The sequence below is a fragment of the Curtobacterium sp. MCBA15_009 genome (genome assembly GCF_001864895.1).
Taxonomy (GTDB): Bacteria; Actinomycetota; Actinomycetes; order Actinomycetales; family Microbacteriaceae; genus Curtobacterium.
The window spans coordinates 149432-166226 of record NZ_MJGO01000039.1 but is presented as its reverse complement, the minus strand read 5'-3'; the positions used below and the strand labels follow the sequence as shown (position 1 = coordinate 166226).

Genomic DNA, 16795 nt, shown 5'->3' with positions numbered 1-16795 from the left:
ACCGGGTGTTGGATGGGTGCATGGCAAGAGCACTCCTCGTCGTCGACGTCCAGAACGACTTCACCGAGGGGGGAGCCCTCGCAGTGAGCGGGGGAGCGGCGCTCGCGAAGCGCATCTCCGCGTTCCTCGGCCGGCACGCCGACGAGTACGACCTCATCGTCGGCTCGCGCGACTGGCACCACGGCGACGACGACAACGGCGGGCACTTCGCCGGACCGGCCGGACCCGACTTCGTGCACACGTGGCCGGTGCACTGCGTCGCCGACACCCCGGGTGCGGCGTACCACCCGGACCTCGACACCACGACGATCGACGTCGACGTCTTCAAGGGCCAGGGGAAGCCTGACTACTCGGCGTTCCAGGCGCACACCGCCGACGGCGTCGCCCTGCCCGACCTGCTGCGCGAGCACCGCGTGCGCTCGATCGACATCGTCGGACTGACCACCGACCACTGCGTGCGGGCATCGGCGCTCGACGCCCGAGCGGCCGACATGGACGTCGCCGTCTACGACGACCTCGTCGCGGGGGTGGATGCCGACCGCAGCTCCCGCGCGCTCGAGGAGATCCGCGCTGCGGGCGGCCACATCGACCGCAGCGACATGGACGAAGGCCTCGCCAACCCCGGAGGAGCACAACTGTGACGAGCACCACCAGCACCACCACCACCACCGTCTCGGACGAGCACGTCGCCGTCCAGGGCGTCCCGACCGGCCTGTTCATCGGCGGCACCTGGCGCGCCGCGTCCGGCGGCGGGACCTTCGCCGTGCGCGACCCCTCCACCGGCGCGGTCCTCGCCGAGGTCGCCGACGCCACCCCCGAGGACGGCATCGCCGCACTCGACGCGGCGGTCGCCGCGCAGGACGCCTGGGCCTCGACGGCTCCGCGCGAGCGCTCGGACATCATGCGGCGGGCGTTCGACCTGGTCCGCGAGCACGAGGACGACCTCGCCGCCCTCATGAGCCTCGAGATGGGCAAGCCCCTCGCCGAGTCCCGCGGCGAGGTGACCTACGGCGGCGAGTTCCTCCGCTGGTTCTCCGAGGAAGCCGTCCGCATCGGCGGCGACTACCGCACGAACCCGGAGGGCACCGGCCGCGGGATCGTGCTGAAGCGTCCCGTCGGACCCGTCTACGCCATCACCCCGTGGAACTTCCCGCTCGCCATGGCGACCCGCAAGATCGGGCCGGCCCTGGCCGCCGGGTGCACCGTCGTCGTGAAGCCTGCGGACCTCACGCCGCTGACGACGCTGTTCCTCGTCGAGCTCTTCCGCCGGGCCGGTCTGCCGGACGGCGTACTCAACGTCGTCCCGGCCAGCGACGCCAAGGGCCTGTCCGAGCCGATCATCGCGGACCGACGGCTCCGGAAGCTCACCTTCACCGGCTCGACGCCGGTCGGGTCGGCGCTGCTCAAGCAGGCCGCCGACAACGTCCTCAAGACGAGCATGGAGCTCGGCGGCAACGCCCCGCTCATCGTGTTCGACGACGCGGACCTCGACACCGCGGTGGACGCCGCGATGCTCGCGAAGTTCCGCAACGTCGGCGAGGCCTGCACGGCAGCGAACCGCTTCTTCGTGCAGAAGGGGATCGCCGACGCGTTCGTGGCCGCCCTGACCGAGAAGGTGCGCGCGCTGCGCATCGGGCGTGGCACCGAGGACGGCACGACGATGGGGCCGCTCATCGACGACCGCGCCGTCGACAAGACCGCCGGACTCGTCGACGACGCGGTCGAGCGCGGCGCGGAGCTCGTCGTCGGCGGGAGCCGCGTCGACCGTCCCGGCACGTTCTACGAGCCCACCGTGCTCGACCAGGTCCGCCCGGGATCGGACATCCTCACCACGGAGATCTTCGGACCGGTGGTCTCGATCACGCGCTTCGCGACCGAGGACGAGGGCATCCGCCTGGCCAACGACACCGAGTTCGGGCTCGTCGCCTACGCCTTCACCGCGGACCTGCGTCGCGGTCAGCGCCTGGCCGAGCGGCTCGAGACGGGCATGATCGGCCTGAACACCGGCGTCGTCTCGAACGCCGCGTTCCCGTTCGGCGGCGTGAAGTCCTCCGGGCTCGGACGCGAGGGCTCGCACGAGGGCATCGAGGAGTACCTCGAGTCGGTGTACGTGCTGACGCCCGACCCATTCGCCGCCTAGCGCCGCGCGAGACCGCGCCGACCAGGAGCCGGTACCCGGCCTGTCCGCTCCGAGCGGCGGGTCGGGTGCCGGCTCCGTCCGTCAGACCAGGAGCTGGTGCTTCGCCAGGTCGCGGTACAGCGGTGTCGACTCGACGAGCTCGGAGTGCGTGCCCGACCCGACGACCCGGCCGTGCTCGAGCACGACGATGACGTCCGAGTCGACGACGGTCGACAGGCGGTGGGCGATCACGAGGAGTGTGCGGTCCTCGGCCACGGCGTCGATCGCGAGCCGCATCTTCTGCTCGTTCACGCCGTCGAGCGACGACGTCGACTCGTCGAGCAGCAGGATCGGGGGAGCGGCGAGCAGCGCCCGGGCGATCGCGAGCCGCTGGCGCTCGCCACCGGACAGCATGACGCCGTCCTCGCCCACCTGGGCGTCGAGGCCGGCGGGGTCGCGGTGCAGGACCTCGCCGAGGTTGACGGCCTCGAGCACGCGCACGCAGTCGGCCTCGGAGGCGTTCGGCGAGCCGAGGAGCAGGTTCGCGCGCAGGGTGCCGGCGAGCACCGGGGCGTCCTGCTCGACGTAGCCGATCTGGGCGCGGAGCTCGTCGCGGTCCATGCCGCGGACGTCGATGCCGCCGAGGCGGATGACCCCCTCGGTCGGGTCGTAGAAGCGCTCGATGAGCGACAGGGTCGTCGACTTCCCCGCACCGGACGGGCCAACGAGCGCGACCCGTGATCCGCGCGGGACGCGGAAGGAGACGTCCTGCAGCACCACGTCGTCTGCCGGGCGCTCGTCGGCGGGGTGGTCAGTGCCTCCGGTCCGGTCGTCGCCGGCCGCGCCGTCCGGTCCGGACGCGTCGGCCGCGGCCGCGTAGCGGAAGGTGACGTGCTCGAAGGTGATCGCGTCGTCGGTGGCGACGGCGGCAGCCGGCCGGACGGTGGCGTCGCCGTCGGACTCGTTCGGCAGCGCCAGGATCTCCTCGATCCGGCCGAGCGCACCGAGCGCCTGCGCGACCGCGACGACGGCGCCCATCGCCTGGCCGAGGGGCATGATCATCATGAACAGCAGCAGGATGAACGTGATGAGGGTGGCGATCGTGATGGTGCCGGCCGCGACCTGCGCGCCGCCGACGCCGAGGACGACGATGAACGCGACCTGCATGACGATGCTCGCGACGGGGACGACCAGGGCCGACATCTTCGCGATCGCGAGGCCGCGGACGTAGGCCTCGGTCGCGTGGCCGTCGACCTCGCTGACCTCGCGCTCGGTGGCACCGGCGGCGCGGATCGTGCGCACCGCGCCGATGCCGCGCTCGACGGCGGCCGTGAGGTCGCCGACCTTCTCCTGGGCGCGGCGCGAGGCGACGCGGATGCGCCGGCTGAGGCCGCCGACGACGACGATCGCGACGATGACGATGACGATCACGATGACGAGCAGGAGCGGGTCGATGATCGCCATCGCGATGATCGCGCCGATGAAGGTGAGCGCGCCGCCGATGGACTCGATGAGGCCCTGGGTCAGCACCGCGCGGAGCAGGGTGGTGTCGCTGCCGACGCGCGAGACGAGGTCACCGGTGCGGCGGGTGTCGAACTCCGAGATCGGCAGGTTGAGGATCCGGCCGATGAGCTTGCGACGGGTGGAGAGCACGACGCCCTCGCCCGCGCGCTGCAGCAGGAAGTGCTGCACGCCGTTGAGCAGCCCGGACACGATGACGAGCCCGATGAGCAGCCAGACGAGCGTGCTGAGCGTGTTGCCCTGCTGCACGGCGGTCACGACCTGGTTGACCAGGAGCGGCTGCGCGAGCGACGCTCCGGCGCCGAGCACGCTCAGCACGATGATGACGACCATCGCGGGCTTGTTCTCGAACAGGTAGGACAAGAGTCGGCCGAAGGTGGCGCGCGGGCCGTCCTTCGGCTTCGGACGGGCGAAGGGGAAGCTCATCGTGTCCTGGTTCCTGCCGTGGTGCTGGTGATCTGGGCGTCACCGTACCGTGACGCACCCACATCCTCTCACCCGGCGCCGACGGCGCCCCTCCGCCCTGCCCGCCTCGCCGCTCAGGCGTCGAGGTCGGTGCTCTTGGTCTCGCGGACGAACAGCAGCGCGACGAGGGTCACGACGGCCGCGAGGGTCAGGTAGAGCCCGACCAGGAAGATGTTGCCGTCCGGCCGCCACAGCGCCAGCGCGATGGTCGGCGCGAGCGAGGCCCCGAGGATCGACGCGACGTTGTACGCGATCGCCGAGCCGGTGTAGCGGACGTTCGTCGGGAAGAGCTCCGGCAGCAGGGCACCCATCGGTCCGAACGTCAGCCCCATGAGCGACAGCCCGACGACCAGGAACGTCACCACCGTGATCGGGCCGGTGGACGCGGCGAACCACAGCTGGAACATCAGGCCGAACAGGGCGATGCCGACGGTCGTCGGGATGAGCGTGCGGCGTCGGCCGAACCGGTCTGCGAGCCAGCCGGCGACCGGGGTGAAGACGCCGAAGAACACGACGCCGATCATGAGCAGGGTCAGGAACTCCCCACGGGAGTAGCCGAGTCCGACCTTCGGTACGAGCGGGCTGTTCTCGGTGCCGGTGGTGCCGTACTGCAAGGTGAACGTCGTCAGGAAGTAGAAGAGCACGTACGTCGCGACCATGCCGAAGGTGCCGACGATGACGGCCTTCCACGAGGTGCGGAACACCCGGCCGAGCGGGACCTTCGCCACCGTGCCGGACTCCTGGACACCGCGGAAGGCGGGGGACTCGACGAGCCGGAACCGCACGTACAGGCCGATGACGACCATCACCGCGGAGAGCAGGAAGGGGATGCGCCAGCCCCACGCCTGGAAGTCGGCGTTCGGGGTGCCGTCGGCAGCGGCGGGCATCGCGGCGTTGATGGCGATGAACAGGCCGTTGGCGAGCAGGAACCCGATCGGCGCGCCGAGCTGCGGCATCGATCCGAAGACCCCGCGGCGGCCCTCCGGGGCGTTCTCGGTCGCGAGCAGCGCGGCACCGGACCACTCGCCGCCGAGGCCGACACCCTGGGCGAAGCGCATCACGCCGAGCAGTGCGGGGGCCCAGACGCCGATCGTGTCGAACGTCGGCAGGCAGCCGATGAGGAAGGTGGCCGTGCCCATCACGAGCAGGGACGCGACGAGGGTGGTCTTGCGGCCGATCCGGTCGCCGAAGTGGCCGAACAGGACCGAGCCGACCGGCCGTGCGAAGAACGCGAGCGCGAAGGTGACGAAGGACGACAGCTGCGACGCCGTGGGGTCCTCGTTCGGGAAGAACAGGGTCGGGAAGACGAGGACCGCGGCGGTCGCGTAGACGTAGAAGTCGTAGAACTCGATGGTGGTGCCGACGAGGCTGGCGACGACGACGCGGGAGCGCGGGTTGCCCGTGGGCTTCGAGGGGGCGGTGGTGGGTGCCGGTGCGGCGGACATGGGGTGAGGGGACTCCGAGGGTGACGCTCACGGGGAGCGCGGCGGTGCCCCGGACGGCGGACGCCGACCGGCTCGCGCGGGGTGGCGCGGACACCGGTCGGGTGCGTTCGGGGAAGGGGGACCGCTCGTGACGGAGGCGTCGATCATACGACAGACGTCGGCAACCTGCGAATCAGCCCGGAGTCAGCTGGCGGCACCGGCCTCGAGGTGGGCGGGCAGCTGGTGGCCCATCCGGTCCCGCTTGGTGTCGAGGTACCCGGCGTTCTGCGCCGAGATCCCCACCACGAGCGGGACGAGCGACTCGACGGTCACGCCGTGCTCCTCGAGCTGGCGGCGCTTCTCCGGGTTGTTCGACAGGAGCCGGACGTTCGTGATGCCGAGGTCGGCGAGGATGCCGGCGGCGCCGCCGTAGTCGCGGGAGTCGGCGGGCAGGCCGAGCGCGAGGTTGGCGTCGAGGGTGTCGAGACCGTCCTCCTGCAGGCGGTACGCCTTGAGCTTGTTGACGAGCCCGATGCCGCGTCCCTCGTGGCCGCGCAGGTAGACGACGACCCCGCCCTCGGCGGCGATCGTGTCGAGCGCGGCGTCGAGCTGCGGCCCGCACTCGCACTTGAGCGACCCGAACGCCTCGCCGGTCAGGCACTCGGAGTGCACGCGGACCAGGGCGCCGTCGGTCGGCGCGGCGCCGTCGGGGGTCCTGCCGATGACGGCGACGTGCTCGGCCCCGGTGACGAGGTCCCGGTAGGCGCGCATCTCGAAGGTGCCGTGGGTCGTCGGCACGTTCGTCGCGACCTCGAACTGGACCGGGCTCCCGGGGGTGGGGGAGGTGAGTGCGTCGGTCATGTGGTGCTCCGGTCGTTCGTGGGCCCGTCGTGCCCGGGTGCAGCGTGGTGCGGTCGGGCTCGGACCAGCAGATCGGGGCCCAGGCTGGTGGTCGATAGTACGTGCAACCGTCGACGGTCCGGCATGCTTCCCACCCCGAGGTCGTCGAGTGCGGTGCGCGGGCCGCCGAGCAGCACGGGGGCGAGGTAGACCAGGTACTCGTCGACGAGGCCCGCGGCGACGAGCGCCGACGCCACGGTCGGTCCGCCCTCGACGAAGACCGAGTGCACGCCGTGCCCGCGCAGGGCACGGAGCGCGGCGACGAGGTCGTGGCCAGGGAGGGTCACCAGGCCGCGCGGGTGCCGACGGACGGCGGCGTCGTCCGGCACCGGTCGGTCGCCGAGCACGACGGCGAGCGGTTGGTCGGCGAGCAGTTCGCCGGCGTCCCCGCGTGCCGTCAGGCTCGGGTCGTCGGCGAGCACCGTGCCCGTGCCGACCAGGATCGCGTCGTGCGCCGCACGCTGCTCGTGGACGTGCTGCCGTGCGGCGGCACCGGTGATCCAGCGGCTCGTGCCGTCGGCCGCGGCTGCCCGGCCGTCGAGGCTCGACGCCCACTTGACCGTCACCCAGGGACGGTCGAGCCGGACCGAGGTGAGCCAGCGTTCCAGGAACGCCTCGGCCTCGTCGGCGAGGACGCCGGGGACGACCTCGACCCCGCCGGCCCGCAGCCGGTCGGCGCCGCCGTGCGCCTGGTCGCCCGGGTCGTCGACGGCGTACACGACCCGTCCGATGCCGGCGTCGAGCAGTGCCACCGCGCAGGGGCCGGTGCGACCGACGTGGTTGCAGGGCTCGAGGGTGACGACGGCGGTGGCTCCGCGGAGCAGTGCCGGGTCGACCTTCGCCATGGCGTCGACCTCGGCGTGCGGGGTGCCGGCGCCCTTGTGCCAGCCCTCGGCGAGGACCTCGCCGTCGGGGGAGAGGATCACCGCGCCGACGCGGGCGTGGTCGCCGACGGCCGGCCCGAGGGCGGCGAGTTCGAGGCCGCGGCGCATCGCGCGGACCTCGTCGGGGCGTACCGAGTCGTTCACGCGCCGAGCCTACCGGCGGTCGGTCGGTGACGTGTCACCTCAGGCGGGTGTCGGCCACGGCAGGGCCGACGCGGCAGCGCCGTCTGCGCGACGCAGGCCCGTCCACGCGGGCGTCGGCCCGCCGTCGCGGCCGGGCACGCGGGCCTCGCCGGTGCCCGTGTACGAGAAGCCCGCGCGGCGCGCGACCGACGCCGACGCGGTGTTGCCCGCGTAGCACTCCCAGTAGACGTCGGGGGCGCCCCGGTCGAAGGCCCAGCCGACGACGAGTTCGACCGCGTGGTGCATGAGCCCGGCGCCCCGGGCGGACGGCGCGAGCCAGAACCCGAGGTCGCGGCCGGCGGTGCGGTACGAGATGATCCCGTCGAGCCAGGTCGACCCCGGCCGGCGGATCGCCCAGGTGTACTCGCGGTCCGACGCCCAGCCCGGGCCGACGAGCGCGTCGACGAACGTGCGGGCGTCCTGGTCGCGGTACGGCGTCGGGATCGTCGTCCACCGGATGACGTCCGGGTCCTGGCACGCCGCGGTGATCGCCGCCGTGTCCGCGCGGGTCGGGACGTCGAGCCGGACCCGCGCGGACTCGAGCGTGACGGGTTGCACGGTCAGCCGCGGGTGCGGGGGACGAACCCGATGCGGTCGTACACCCGTGCCAGGGTGTCCTGCGCGATGGCCTCGGCGCGGTCGGCGCCGACGGCGAGCAGGCGGTCGAGCTCCGCCGGGTCGTCGAGCAGCTCGAGGGTGCGGGCACGGACCGGCTCGAGCTCGGCCACGACGGCGTCGGCGACCTCGCCCTTCAGGTCGCCGTAGCCCTTGCCGGCGAACGACGCCTCGAGCGAGGCGATCGAGGACCCCGTGAACGCCGACAGGATCGACAGCAGGTTCGTGATCCCCGGCTTCGCCTGACGGTCGGCGCGGATCTCGCGCTCGGTGTCGGTCACCGCGGAGCGGATCTTCTTCGCGGTGCGCTTCGGGTCGTCGAGCAGCCGGATGAGGCCGTTGTCCGACGCCGCGGACTTGCTCATCTTGCTCGTCGGGTCCTGCAGGTCGTAGATCCGGGCGGTCTCCGTGAGGATCCGGGCCTCGGGCACCACGAACGTGTCGCCGAACCGCGAGTTGAAGCGCCCGGCGAGGTCGCGGGTGAGCTCGACGTGCTGCCGCTGGTCGTCGCCGACCGGCACGACCTTCGTGTCGTACAGCAGGATGTCGGCGGCCATCAGGATCGGGTAGGTGAAGAGCCCGACCGAGGCGGCCTCGGCGCCCTGCCGCGCGGACTTGTCCTTGAACTGGGTCATCCGGCTCGCCTCGCCGAAGCCGGTCAGGGTGTTGAGCACCCAGGCGAGTTCGGCGTGCGCGGGCACGTGCGACTGCACGAACAGGGTCGCCTTCGTCGGGTCGATGCCCGAGGCGATGTACTGCGCGGCCGTCGCACGGGTGTTCGCCCGGAGCTCGGCCGGGTCCTGCGGGGAGGTGATGGCGTGCATGTCGACGACGCAGTAGATGGCGTCGTGGTCGTCGAGCAGCGTCCGCCACTGCATGAGCGCCCCGACGTAGTTGCCGAGGTGCAGCGAGCCGGCGGACGGCTGGATGCCCGAGAAGATGCGGGTGGTGGTCATGGTGGTGGTCCTGTGCGTGAGGTGGGGCGAGGAGCGGGGGTCAGAGTTCGTAGTCGACGACCACGGGGGCGTGGTCGGACCATCGCTGGTCGTACGCCGCGGCGCGGTCGACCGTGTACTCCGTCACCTTCGCGGCGAGGTCGGGCGTGGCCACCTGGTAGTCGATGCGCCAGCCGGTGTCGTTGTCGAAGGCCTGGCCGCGCCAGGACCACCACGTGTACGGCCCGTCGACGTCGCCGGCCTGGGCGCGGCCGACGTCGACCCACCCGAGACCGGGGCCGGTGGAACCGTCGGCCCCCTCGACCTCGGCGCCCTGCTCGCCGAAGAACCGCGAGAAGTAGGCACGCTCACGGGGCAGGAAGCCCGCGCGCTTGACGTTGCCCTTCCAGTTCTTGATGTCCCGCTGGTCGTGCCCGACGTTCAGGTCGCCGACGACGACGGCGAGCGGGTTGTGCTCGCGGAGCGCGGGGAGCCGCTCCGTCATCGCGTCGAGGAACTTCCACTTCTCGTCCTGCTTGGGGGTGTCGGCCTCGCCGGAGTGCACGTACGTGGACACGACGGTCACCGTGGTGCCGCCGATCTCGTAGTCGGCCTCGAGCCAGCGGCCCGCCGAGTCGAAGTCGTCCGGGCCGAGCGCCACGCGGTGCACGTGCGCACCGTGCCGCGATGCGATCGCCACACCGGCACGGCCCTTCGCGGTCGCGGGGTCGTGCACGATGTCCCACTCGTCGCCGAGCAGCGCGGCGAGGTCGTCGCTCGAGGCGCGGACCTCCTGCAGGGCCAGCACGTCGACGTCACGTGTCGCGAGCCAGTCGCCCATGCCCTTGCGGAAGGCGGCGCGGACGCCGTTCACGTTGACGGATGCGAGGCGCAGGCGGGTCATGCACAACACCCTATCGGCGGCTGCGGACACCCCTCGGTCGTACGATCGGACCGTGACCGTCGTGATGACCGTCGGCGAGCTGCTCGCCGCGTTCCGGCCCGTGGCCGAGCAGATGCTCCGTCCGGACGAGTTCCGCTCCGCCCGCTTCTGGGTGGGTCCGCACGGCGACTGGGAACTCGACCAGGAGCAGGACGACGTCGTCGACGGCTCAATGTCCGTCGTCTGGACGATCGTGGGCGAGACCCAGGGGTCGAGGAGCCTCCCGGACGACGTCGACGACCTGGCCGGGCTCCTCCACGACCTGGCCGACGACCTGCAGGACTTCATCGCCGAGAGCTCGTTCGGCTGGGGTGAGCTGCGTCCGATCCCGTCCCTGGGGCAGTAGGAGCGACCAGGAGGCGGACGGGAGGCCCGTGGCTGCGCAGCCACGGGCCTCCCGTACGTCAGGTGGTCGCGTCCGGGACGCGACCTGTGCGGTCAGGCCGCGTCGTGGTCCGTCCCGAGGAACTCGACCAGGCTGTCCGCCGTCGTCTCGGCGTCGTCGCCGGTCACCGTGAGGGTGACCTCGTCGCCGTGCTCGATGCCGAGCCCGAGCAGGGCGAGGATGCTGCCGGCGTTGCCGGACTTGTCGCCCTTGGCGATCGTGACCTGGTGGCCCGACGCCGTCACGGTCTGGACGAAGAGGGAGGCGGGTCGGGCGTGCAGGCCGGACGCGCTGGCGACGGTGACGGTGCGGGTGGCTTCGGACATCGATGTACTCCTGTCGACGGGTGGAGCGCTCATGCTAGCGAGCGCGGGGTGGACGGTTCCGGGACGTGGCCGGCGGGTCAGTCGCGGCCGGGCCAGAAGACCTCGGTGCCGGCGGCCTCGACCTCGCGGACGAGGTCGGCGTTGACGGCGGGGTCCGTGATGATCGTGTCGATCGCGGCGAGGGGGGCGACGCGGCCGAACTCCTCGCGGCCGAACTTGGTGTGGTCCGCGAGCAGGATGCTCCGTCGGGCGGACTTGATCATCGCGGACTTCACCGCGGCCTCGGCCATGTTGTGCGTCGTCAGGCCGCGCTCCGGCGTGATGCCGTTGATGCTGACGAAGGCCACGTCGACGCTGACCATGCCGATGAGCTGGTGCGTCCACGTGCCGACGCCGGCGAGCGAGTCGCTGCGGATGTTGCCGCCGAGCAGGTGCAGGTCGATGCCGGGGCGGCCGGCGACCGCCATCGCGACGGGCAGCGAGTGCGTCACGACCGTCAGCCCGCGGTCGGTGGGGAGCATCTCCGCGAGGCAGATGGTCGAGGTGCCGGCGTCGATCATGACCGAGCCGTTCTCCGGCAGCTCCTCGAGCGCGGCCTCGGCGATGACCATCTTCTCGGCCTGGTTGATGCCGCCGCGGTCGCCGACGCCGGGGTGCAGGGTGATGCGCTCGACCGGGATCGCGCCGCCGTGCGCGCGCCGGACCAGGCCGCGCCGCTCGAGCGAGGTGAGGTCGCGGCGGATCGTCTCGGGGGTGACCTCGAGGGACTCGGCGAGGTCCTTCACGTCGACCCGGCCGTGCGTGCGCGCCTGGTCGACGATGCGCTGGTGGCGCTCTGGTGCGTACATCGGGCCTCGTCGTCTCCGGGTCGGAACAGAACGGACATGTCCGGGCACATCCACGCCGGACTCGGCGCAGAGCGCGTGGCCGGCAGACGCAAACGGGCATCTGTTTCTGCATTTTTATCCCCGGATGTGTTTGTTTGTCAACGCGGATCGGGGTAGGGTGCTGCACGAGCCGCACGGGCGTGGTCCGCCTGCCGTGCCGCTGTGCACCGAACGAACCACCCCACCGCAAGCGCGCGTGAGATGAAGGAGTCTCGAATGTCCGAACTGCTCGGCACCGGCGTCGGCCGTGGCGTCGCCCACGGCCCCGTGCTCCGCATGGCGGACCCCCTCGGCGAACCGTCGAAGGACGCGCTGACCGGTTCGGCGGACGACGCGAAGCAGGCCGTGCACGACGCGCTGGCCGCCGTGGCCGAGGACCTCAACAAGCGCGGACAGCTCGCCGGCGGCGACGCCCAGGCCGTGCTCGAGGCGCAGGCGCTCATGGCGCAGGACCCGACGCTCCTCGACGACGTGCACACCCGCATCGACGGCGGCACGAACGCCGAGCGCGCCGTGTACGAGGCGTTCGCGCAGTTCCGCGACCTGCTCGTCGGCATGGGCGGCTACATGGGGGAGCGCGCCGCCGACCTCGACGATGTCGCGCAGCGCATCATCGCCAAGCTCCGCGGCGTGCACGCGCCGGGCGTCCCCGAGTCGGACACCCCCTTCGTGCTCGTGGCCCGTGACCTCGCCCCGGCGGACACGGCCCTGCTCGACCTCGACAAGGTGCTCGCGCTCGTCACCCGTGACGGCGGCCCGACCTCGCACACGGCGATCCTCGCCCGTGCCAAGGGCATCACGGCCATCGTCGGCGTGACCGGCGCCGACGACCTGGCCGACGGCGTCCACGTCGTCGTCGACGCGGTCGACGGCACCGTCGTCACCGACCCCTCCGAGGCCCTCGTCGCCGAGGTCGACCAGCGCATCGCGGACCGGCTCGCCGCCGCGGCCGCACCGCTCACCGCCGGTGCCCTCGCCGACGGCCACGTCGTCCCGCTGCTCGCGAACCTCGGCAGCCCCGCCGACGCCGCCGGCGCCGTTGCTCTCGGTGCGGAGGGCGTGGGGCTCTTCCGCACCGAGTTCCTCTTCCTCGACTCGCCCAAGGCGCCCACCGTCGAGGAGCAGAAGGAGTCCTACAAGCAGCTCCTCGCCGCGTTCCCCGGCAAGAAGGTCGTCGTCCGGGCGCTCGACGCCGGCGCCGACAAGCCGCTGCCCTTCCTCACCGACAAGGACGAGGAGAACCCGGCGCTCGGTCGTCGTGGCCTCCGCGCCCTGCGGAACCACCCCGAGGTGCTGCGCGACCAGCTCACCGCCCTCGCCCAGGCCGACGCCGAGACCGAGGCCGACCTCTGGGTCATGGCGCCGATGGTCGCCGACGCCGAGGAGACCGAGTACTTCGTCGACCTCGCCCGCGAACTCGGCATCCGCACCGCCGGTGTGATGGCCGAGGTCCCCTCGCTCGCGCTGATGGCCGACCAGGTGTTCCAGAACGCCGACTTCGTGTCGATCGGCACGAACGACCTGACCCAGTACACGATGGCCGCCGACCGCATGCTCGGCACCGTCGCGTCCTACCAGGACCCGTGGCACCCCGCTGTCCTGCGCCTCGTCGCGCAGCTCGGCGCCGCCGGGGCCGCCGCGGGCAAGGCCGTCGGGATCTGCGGCGAGGCCGCAGCCGACCCGCTGCTCGCCGTGGTGCTCGTCGGCCTCGGTGCCACCACCCTCTCCATGACCCCCGCGGCCCTGGCCGACGTGCGCGCCGAACTCGGCACCCACACGCTCGAACAGGCCCGCGAGATGGCGACGGCAGCACTCGCCGCGAGCACGGCGGCGGCCGCGAAGTCCGCCGCGGCCGCGGCGCACGCCGCCTGAGCCGCCCCAGCACCACCCCACCTCCCACTGCAGCAGCACCACCACACAGAAAGTCACCGCACATGACAACGTCGTCCGTTGCAGCGCCCGACGCCCCCGCGAAGTCGCGGGGCGGCGCACGCGTCGCCGTTCAGAAGTTCGGCACGTTCCTCTCCGGCATGGTCATGCCCAACATCGCGATCTTCATCGCGTGGGGCATCATCACCGCCTTCTTCATCCCGGACGGCTGGACGCCGGTCGCCGCCCTCGGTGGCTCCCGTGACGGCAGCGTCGTGGGTGTCGTCGGCCCGATCCTGACGTACCTCATCCCGCTCGCCATCGCGATCCAGGGTGGCCGCATGGTGTACGACACCCGCGGTGCGGTGGTCGGCTCGATCTTCGCGATGGGCGTCATCCTCGGCTCCGGCACGACGATGATCCTCGGCGCGATGATCTGTGGCCCGCTCGGCGCGTACCTCGTGAAGCAGATGGACCGCCTCTGGGACGGCAAGATCAAGCCGGGCTTCGAGATGCTCGTGAACAACTACTCCGCGGGCATCCTCGGGTTCGGGTTGTTCCTGGCCGGGTTCTTCTGGCTCTCGAAGGTCTTCACCGCCATCGCCGACGCGCTCGGTGTCGCCGTGGAGTTCCTCATCACGCACTCGCTGCTGCCGCTCGCCAGCGTCTTCATCGAGCCGGCGAAGGTCTTCTTCCTCAACAACGCCATCAACCACGGCGTGCTCGACCAGCTCGGTGTCGACCAGGTCAAGGAGTCGGGCAAGTCGATCCTGTTCCTGCTCGAGGCCAACCCCGGCCCGGGTCTCGGCATCCTGCTCGCCTTCACGTTCTTCGGCATGGGCATCGCGCGGTCGACCGCTCCCGGCGCGATCATCATCCAGTTCTTCGGTGGCATCCACGAGATCTACTTCCCGTACGTGCTGCAGAAGCCGGTCCTGTTCGTCGCCGTCATCCTCGGTGGTGGCACCGGCGTGCTGACCAACGTCATCTTCAACTCCGGCCTGACGGCCCCGGCCTCCCCGGGTTCGATCATCGCCGTGCTCGGCAACACCCCGCGTGACAGCTTCCTCGGCGTGATCCTGTCGGTCGTGCTCTCGGCCGCCGTGTCGTTCGCGGTCGCGTCGTTCTTCCTCATCGCCACCCGCAAGCGCGACCTCGCCTCCGGCAACGACGGTGACATGAGCGCCGCGATGGCGAAGCTCCAGGCGAACAAGGGCCGCGACGTCAACTCGGCGACCGCGGGCCTGCTCGGCAACAACTCCCCGGCCAACGAGGAAGAGGCCGAGGCCAGCCTCGGTGGCGTCGGCTCGGCGACCACCACGGCGACCCGCGTGCAGAACCTCGTGTTCGCCTGCGACGCCGGCATGGGCTCGAGCGCCATGGGCGCCAGCGTCCTGCGCAACAAGATCAAGAAGGCGGGCATCGAAGGGGTCACGGTCTCCAACAAGGCGATCGCGAACCTGTCCGGTGACGAGGACCTGATCATCACGCAGGAGGAGCTGACCGAGCGCGCCAAGCAGAAGAACCCGAACGCACAGCACGTGTCGGTCGGCAACTTCATGAACGCGCCGCAGTACGACCAGGTCGTCGAGCAGCTCAAGAACCAGTAACGCCACCACCAGTAACGAAGTGCAGTATCGGAGGGGACGGGGGCGACCCCGTCCCCTCCACCACGTCGTCGAACACCAAGGAGAACCACCGATGCCCGTCCTGCAGGAGAGCCAGATCCGGATCCACACCGAGGACACCGCGCCGACCAAGTCGGAGGCGATGAAGGAGGCGGCCGAGATCCTCGAGGCCGCGGGCGCGGTGACCGCTGACTACTACCCCGCCATGCTCGAGCGCGAGAAGAGCGTGTCCACCTACATGGGCAACTTCCTCGCGATCCCGCACGGCACGAACGACGCGAAGGACGCCATCAAGTCGTCGGCGCTGTCGTTCATCCGCTACGCCACCCCGATCGACTGGGACGGCAACCCCGTGCGCTTCGTCGTCGGCATCGCCGGCGTGAACAACGAGCACCTCGACATCCTGTCGAAGATCGCGATCGTGTTCTCCGACGAGGACGAGGTGCAGAAGCTCACCGAGGCCGGCGACACCGCCGCGATCCTGTCGATCCTCGGCGAGGTCAACGAGTGAGCACCGGGACCGCCGTCCACTTCGGCGCGGGCAACATCGGCCGCGGCTTCGTCGGCCTGCTCCTGCACGAGGCCGGCTACGAGGTCGTCTTCGCCGACGTCGCCGCACCGCTCATCGACGCCCTCGCCGCCGCCGACTCGTACACCGTGCACGAGGTGGGGGCCGGGGCGCAGGACCACGAGGTCACGAACTTCCGCGCGCTGAACAGCGCGCAGGACGAGGACGGCGTGGTCGCCGAGATCGCGGCCGCCCAGGTCGTGACCTGTGCGGTCGGCCCGAACGTCCTGAAGTTCATCGCGCCGGTCATCGCCCGGGCACTCGTCGCCCGCGACGCCGACGCGGCCCCGATCGCCGTCATGGCCTGCGAGAACGCGCTGAACGCGACCGACCGGCTGCGCGAGTTCATCGTCGCCGCCCTGCCCGAGGACGGCCGCGACGCGGCGCTCGCCAAGGCCGTCTTCGCGAACACCGCCGTCGACCGCATCGTCCCCGCGCAGCCCGAGGGCGCCGGCCTCGACGTCACCGTCGAGACGTACCACGAGTGGGCGATCGACCGCACGCCGTTCGGCGGGAACGAGCCGGAGATCCCCGGCGCGCACTACGTCGACGGCCTCGACGCCTCGATCGAGCGGAAGCTCTTCACCGTGAACACCGGGCACGCCACCGTCGCGTACCACGGGTTCGTGGCCGGGGCCGACAAGATCTCTGACGCGATCGCGATCCCGGCCGTGCGTTCCGCGCTCGAGGCCGTGCTCGCCGAGACGAGCGACCTGCTCGTCCGTCGTCACGAGCTCGACCCCGAGGTGCACCGCGCGTACGTCGAGGCGATCATCGCCCGGTTCGAGAACGTGCACCTGCCCGACACCGTCACGCGCGTCGGTCGCCAGCCGCTGCGCAAGCTGTCCCGCGACGAACGCTTCGTCTCGCCGGCCGCCGCCCTCGCCGAGGACGGCACCGAGCCGACGGCGCTGCTCGACGCGATGGGCGCCGCGCTCCGCTTCGACGTGCCGGACGACGAGCAGAGCGTCGAGCTGCGGGCCCTGCTCGCGTCGGACACGTCCGACGCGGCGGTCGTGACGCAGGTCACCGGACTCGACGAGCAGCACCCCCTGCACGCCGCGTTCGCCGAGCGGGTCCGTTCCGCGCGCGCCTGACGTCCGCAGGTCGCCGACCGGGAGGCCCGTCACCAGCTGGTGACGG

15 protein-coding genes and 1 pseudogene are annotated in these 16795 nt (G+C 71.6%); 7 read left to right on the top strand and 9 right to left on the bottom strand.

Annotated features, from left to right (window positions below):
- Positions 1-20 precede the first annotated feature (20 nt).
- Positions 21-641, top strand: a complete 621-nt coding sequence (locus BIU97_RS13975; protein WP_071261358.1) for an isochorismatase family protein — start codon at positions 21-23, stop codon at positions 639-641.
- Positions 638-2140: an NAD-dependent succinate-semialdehyde dehydrogenase gene (locus BIU97_RS13970; RefSeq protein WP_083404845.1), complete on the top strand. Its 1503-nt coding sequence runs from the start codon at positions 638-640 to the stop codon at positions 2138-2140. The genes BIU97_RS13975 and BIU97_RS13970 overlap by 4 nt, the downstream gene beginning before the upstream one ends.
- A gap of 81 nt (positions 2141-2221) precedes the next feature.
- Here the strand turns inward: BIU97_RS13970 and BIU97_RS13965 are convergent, their stop codons facing one another.
- The 7 genes and pseudogenes from BIU97_RS13965 to BIU97_RS13935 form a co-directional block, all read right to left on the bottom strand.
- Positions 2222-4066, bottom strand: coding sequence for an ABC transporter ATP-binding protein (locus BIU97_RS13965; protein WP_071261362.1), 1845 nt, complete (start codon positions 4064-4066; stop codon positions 2222-2224).
- Between the two features lie 113 nt (positions 4067-4179).
- The gene (locus tag BIU97_RS13960) at positions 4180-5550 is read right to left on the bottom strand and encodes an MFS transporter (RefSeq protein ID WP_071261366.1); all 1371 of its coding nucleotides are present in this window, start codon (positions 5548-5550) and stop codon (positions 4180-4182) included.
- Between the two features lie 183 nt (positions 5551-5733).
- Positions 5734-6357, bottom strand: a pseudogene (ribA, locus tag BIU97_RS13955) (GTP cyclohydrolase II); the annotation flags it as partial.
- Positions 6358-6386: 29 nt separating this feature from the next.
- The gene (ribD, locus tag BIU97_RS13950; protein ID WP_071298068.1) at positions 6387-7421 is read right to left on the bottom strand and encodes a bifunctional diaminohydroxyphosphoribosylaminopyrimidine deaminase/5-amino-6-(5-phosphoribosylamino)uracil reductase RibD; all 1035 of its coding nucleotides are present in this window, start codon (positions 7419-7421) and stop codon (positions 6387-6389) included.
- A gap of 75 nt (positions 7422-7496) precedes the next feature.
- Positions 7497-8054, bottom strand: coding sequence for a GNAT family N-acetyltransferase (locus BIU97_RS13945; protein ID WP_071261376.1), 558 nt, complete (start codon positions 8052-8054; stop codon positions 7497-7499).
- 2 nt (positions 8055-8056) lie between these two features.
- Positions 8057-9067 (bottom strand): tryptophan--tRNA ligase, encoded by a 1011-nt coding sequence (gene trpS, locus BIU97_RS13940; RefSeq protein ID WP_071261379.1) that lies wholly within the window; start codon positions 9065-9067, stop codon positions 8057-8059.
- Between the two features lie 40 nt (positions 9068-9107).
- Complete coding sequence (locus BIU97_RS13935; RefSeq protein WP_071261381.1) at positions 9108-9950, bottom strand: exodeoxyribonuclease III; 843 nt, start codon at positions 9948-9950, stop codon at positions 9108-9110.
- Between the two features lie 52 nt (positions 9951-10002).
- On the opposite strand from BIU97_RS13935, the gene BIU97_RS13930 reads away from it, so the two are divergent.
- Positions 10003-10335, top strand: a complete 333-nt coding sequence (locus tag BIU97_RS13930; protein WP_071261386.1) for a hypothetical protein — start codon at positions 10003-10005, stop codon at positions 10333-10335.
- 92 nt (positions 10336-10427) lie between these two features.
- Here BIU97_RS13930 and BIU97_RS13925 read toward each other — a convergent pair whose 3' ends face one another.
- Both BIU97_RS13925 and BIU97_RS13920 read right to left on the bottom strand, forming a co-directional pair.
- On the bottom strand, positions 10428-10700 hold the full coding sequence (locus tag BIU97_RS13925; protein WP_071261388.1) for an HPr family phosphocarrier protein: 273 nt from the start codon (positions 10698-10700) through the stop codon (positions 10428-10430).
- A gap of 77 nt (positions 10701-10777) precedes the next feature.
- Positions 10778-11548: a DeoR/GlpR family DNA-binding transcription regulator gene (locus BIU97_RS13920; RefSeq protein ID WP_071261418.1), complete on the bottom strand. Its 771-nt coding sequence runs from the start codon at positions 11546-11548 to the stop codon at positions 10778-10780.
- A gap of 255 nt (positions 11549-11803) precedes the next feature.
- Here BIU97_RS13920 and ptsP point away from each other — a divergent pair, with 255 nt between their 5' ends.
- The 4 genes from ptsP to BIU97_RS13900 all read left to right on the top strand — a co-directional run bounded on the left by ptsP (position 11804) and on the right by BIU97_RS13900 (position 16749).
- A complete protein-coding gene (gene ptsP, locus BIU97_RS13915) occupies positions 11804-13459 on the top strand; it encodes a phosphoenolpyruvate--protein phosphotransferase (RefSeq protein WP_071261420.1) in 1656 nt (551 codons plus the stop codon).
- Between the two features lie 62 nt (positions 13460-13521).
- Positions 13522-15066: a PTS mannitol transporter subunit IICB gene (locus tag BIU97_RS13910; RefSeq protein ID WP_071261423.1), complete on the top strand. Its 1545-nt coding sequence runs from the start codon at positions 13522-13524 to the stop codon at positions 15064-15066.
- 91 nt (positions 15067-15157) lie between these two features.
- On the top strand, positions 15158-15595 hold the full coding sequence (locus tag BIU97_RS13905) for a PTS sugar transporter subunit IIA (protein WP_071261425.1): 438 nt from the start codon (positions 15158-15160) through the stop codon (positions 15593-15595).
- Positions 15592-16749 (top strand): mannitol-1-phosphate 5-dehydrogenase, encoded by a 1158-nt coding sequence (locus BIU97_RS13900; RefSeq protein ID WP_071261428.1) that lies wholly within the window; start codon positions 15592-15594, stop codon positions 16747-16749. The genes BIU97_RS13905 and BIU97_RS13900 overlap by 4 nt, the downstream gene beginning before the upstream one ends.
- The last annotated feature ends 46 nt before the right edge of the window (positions 16750-16795 follow it).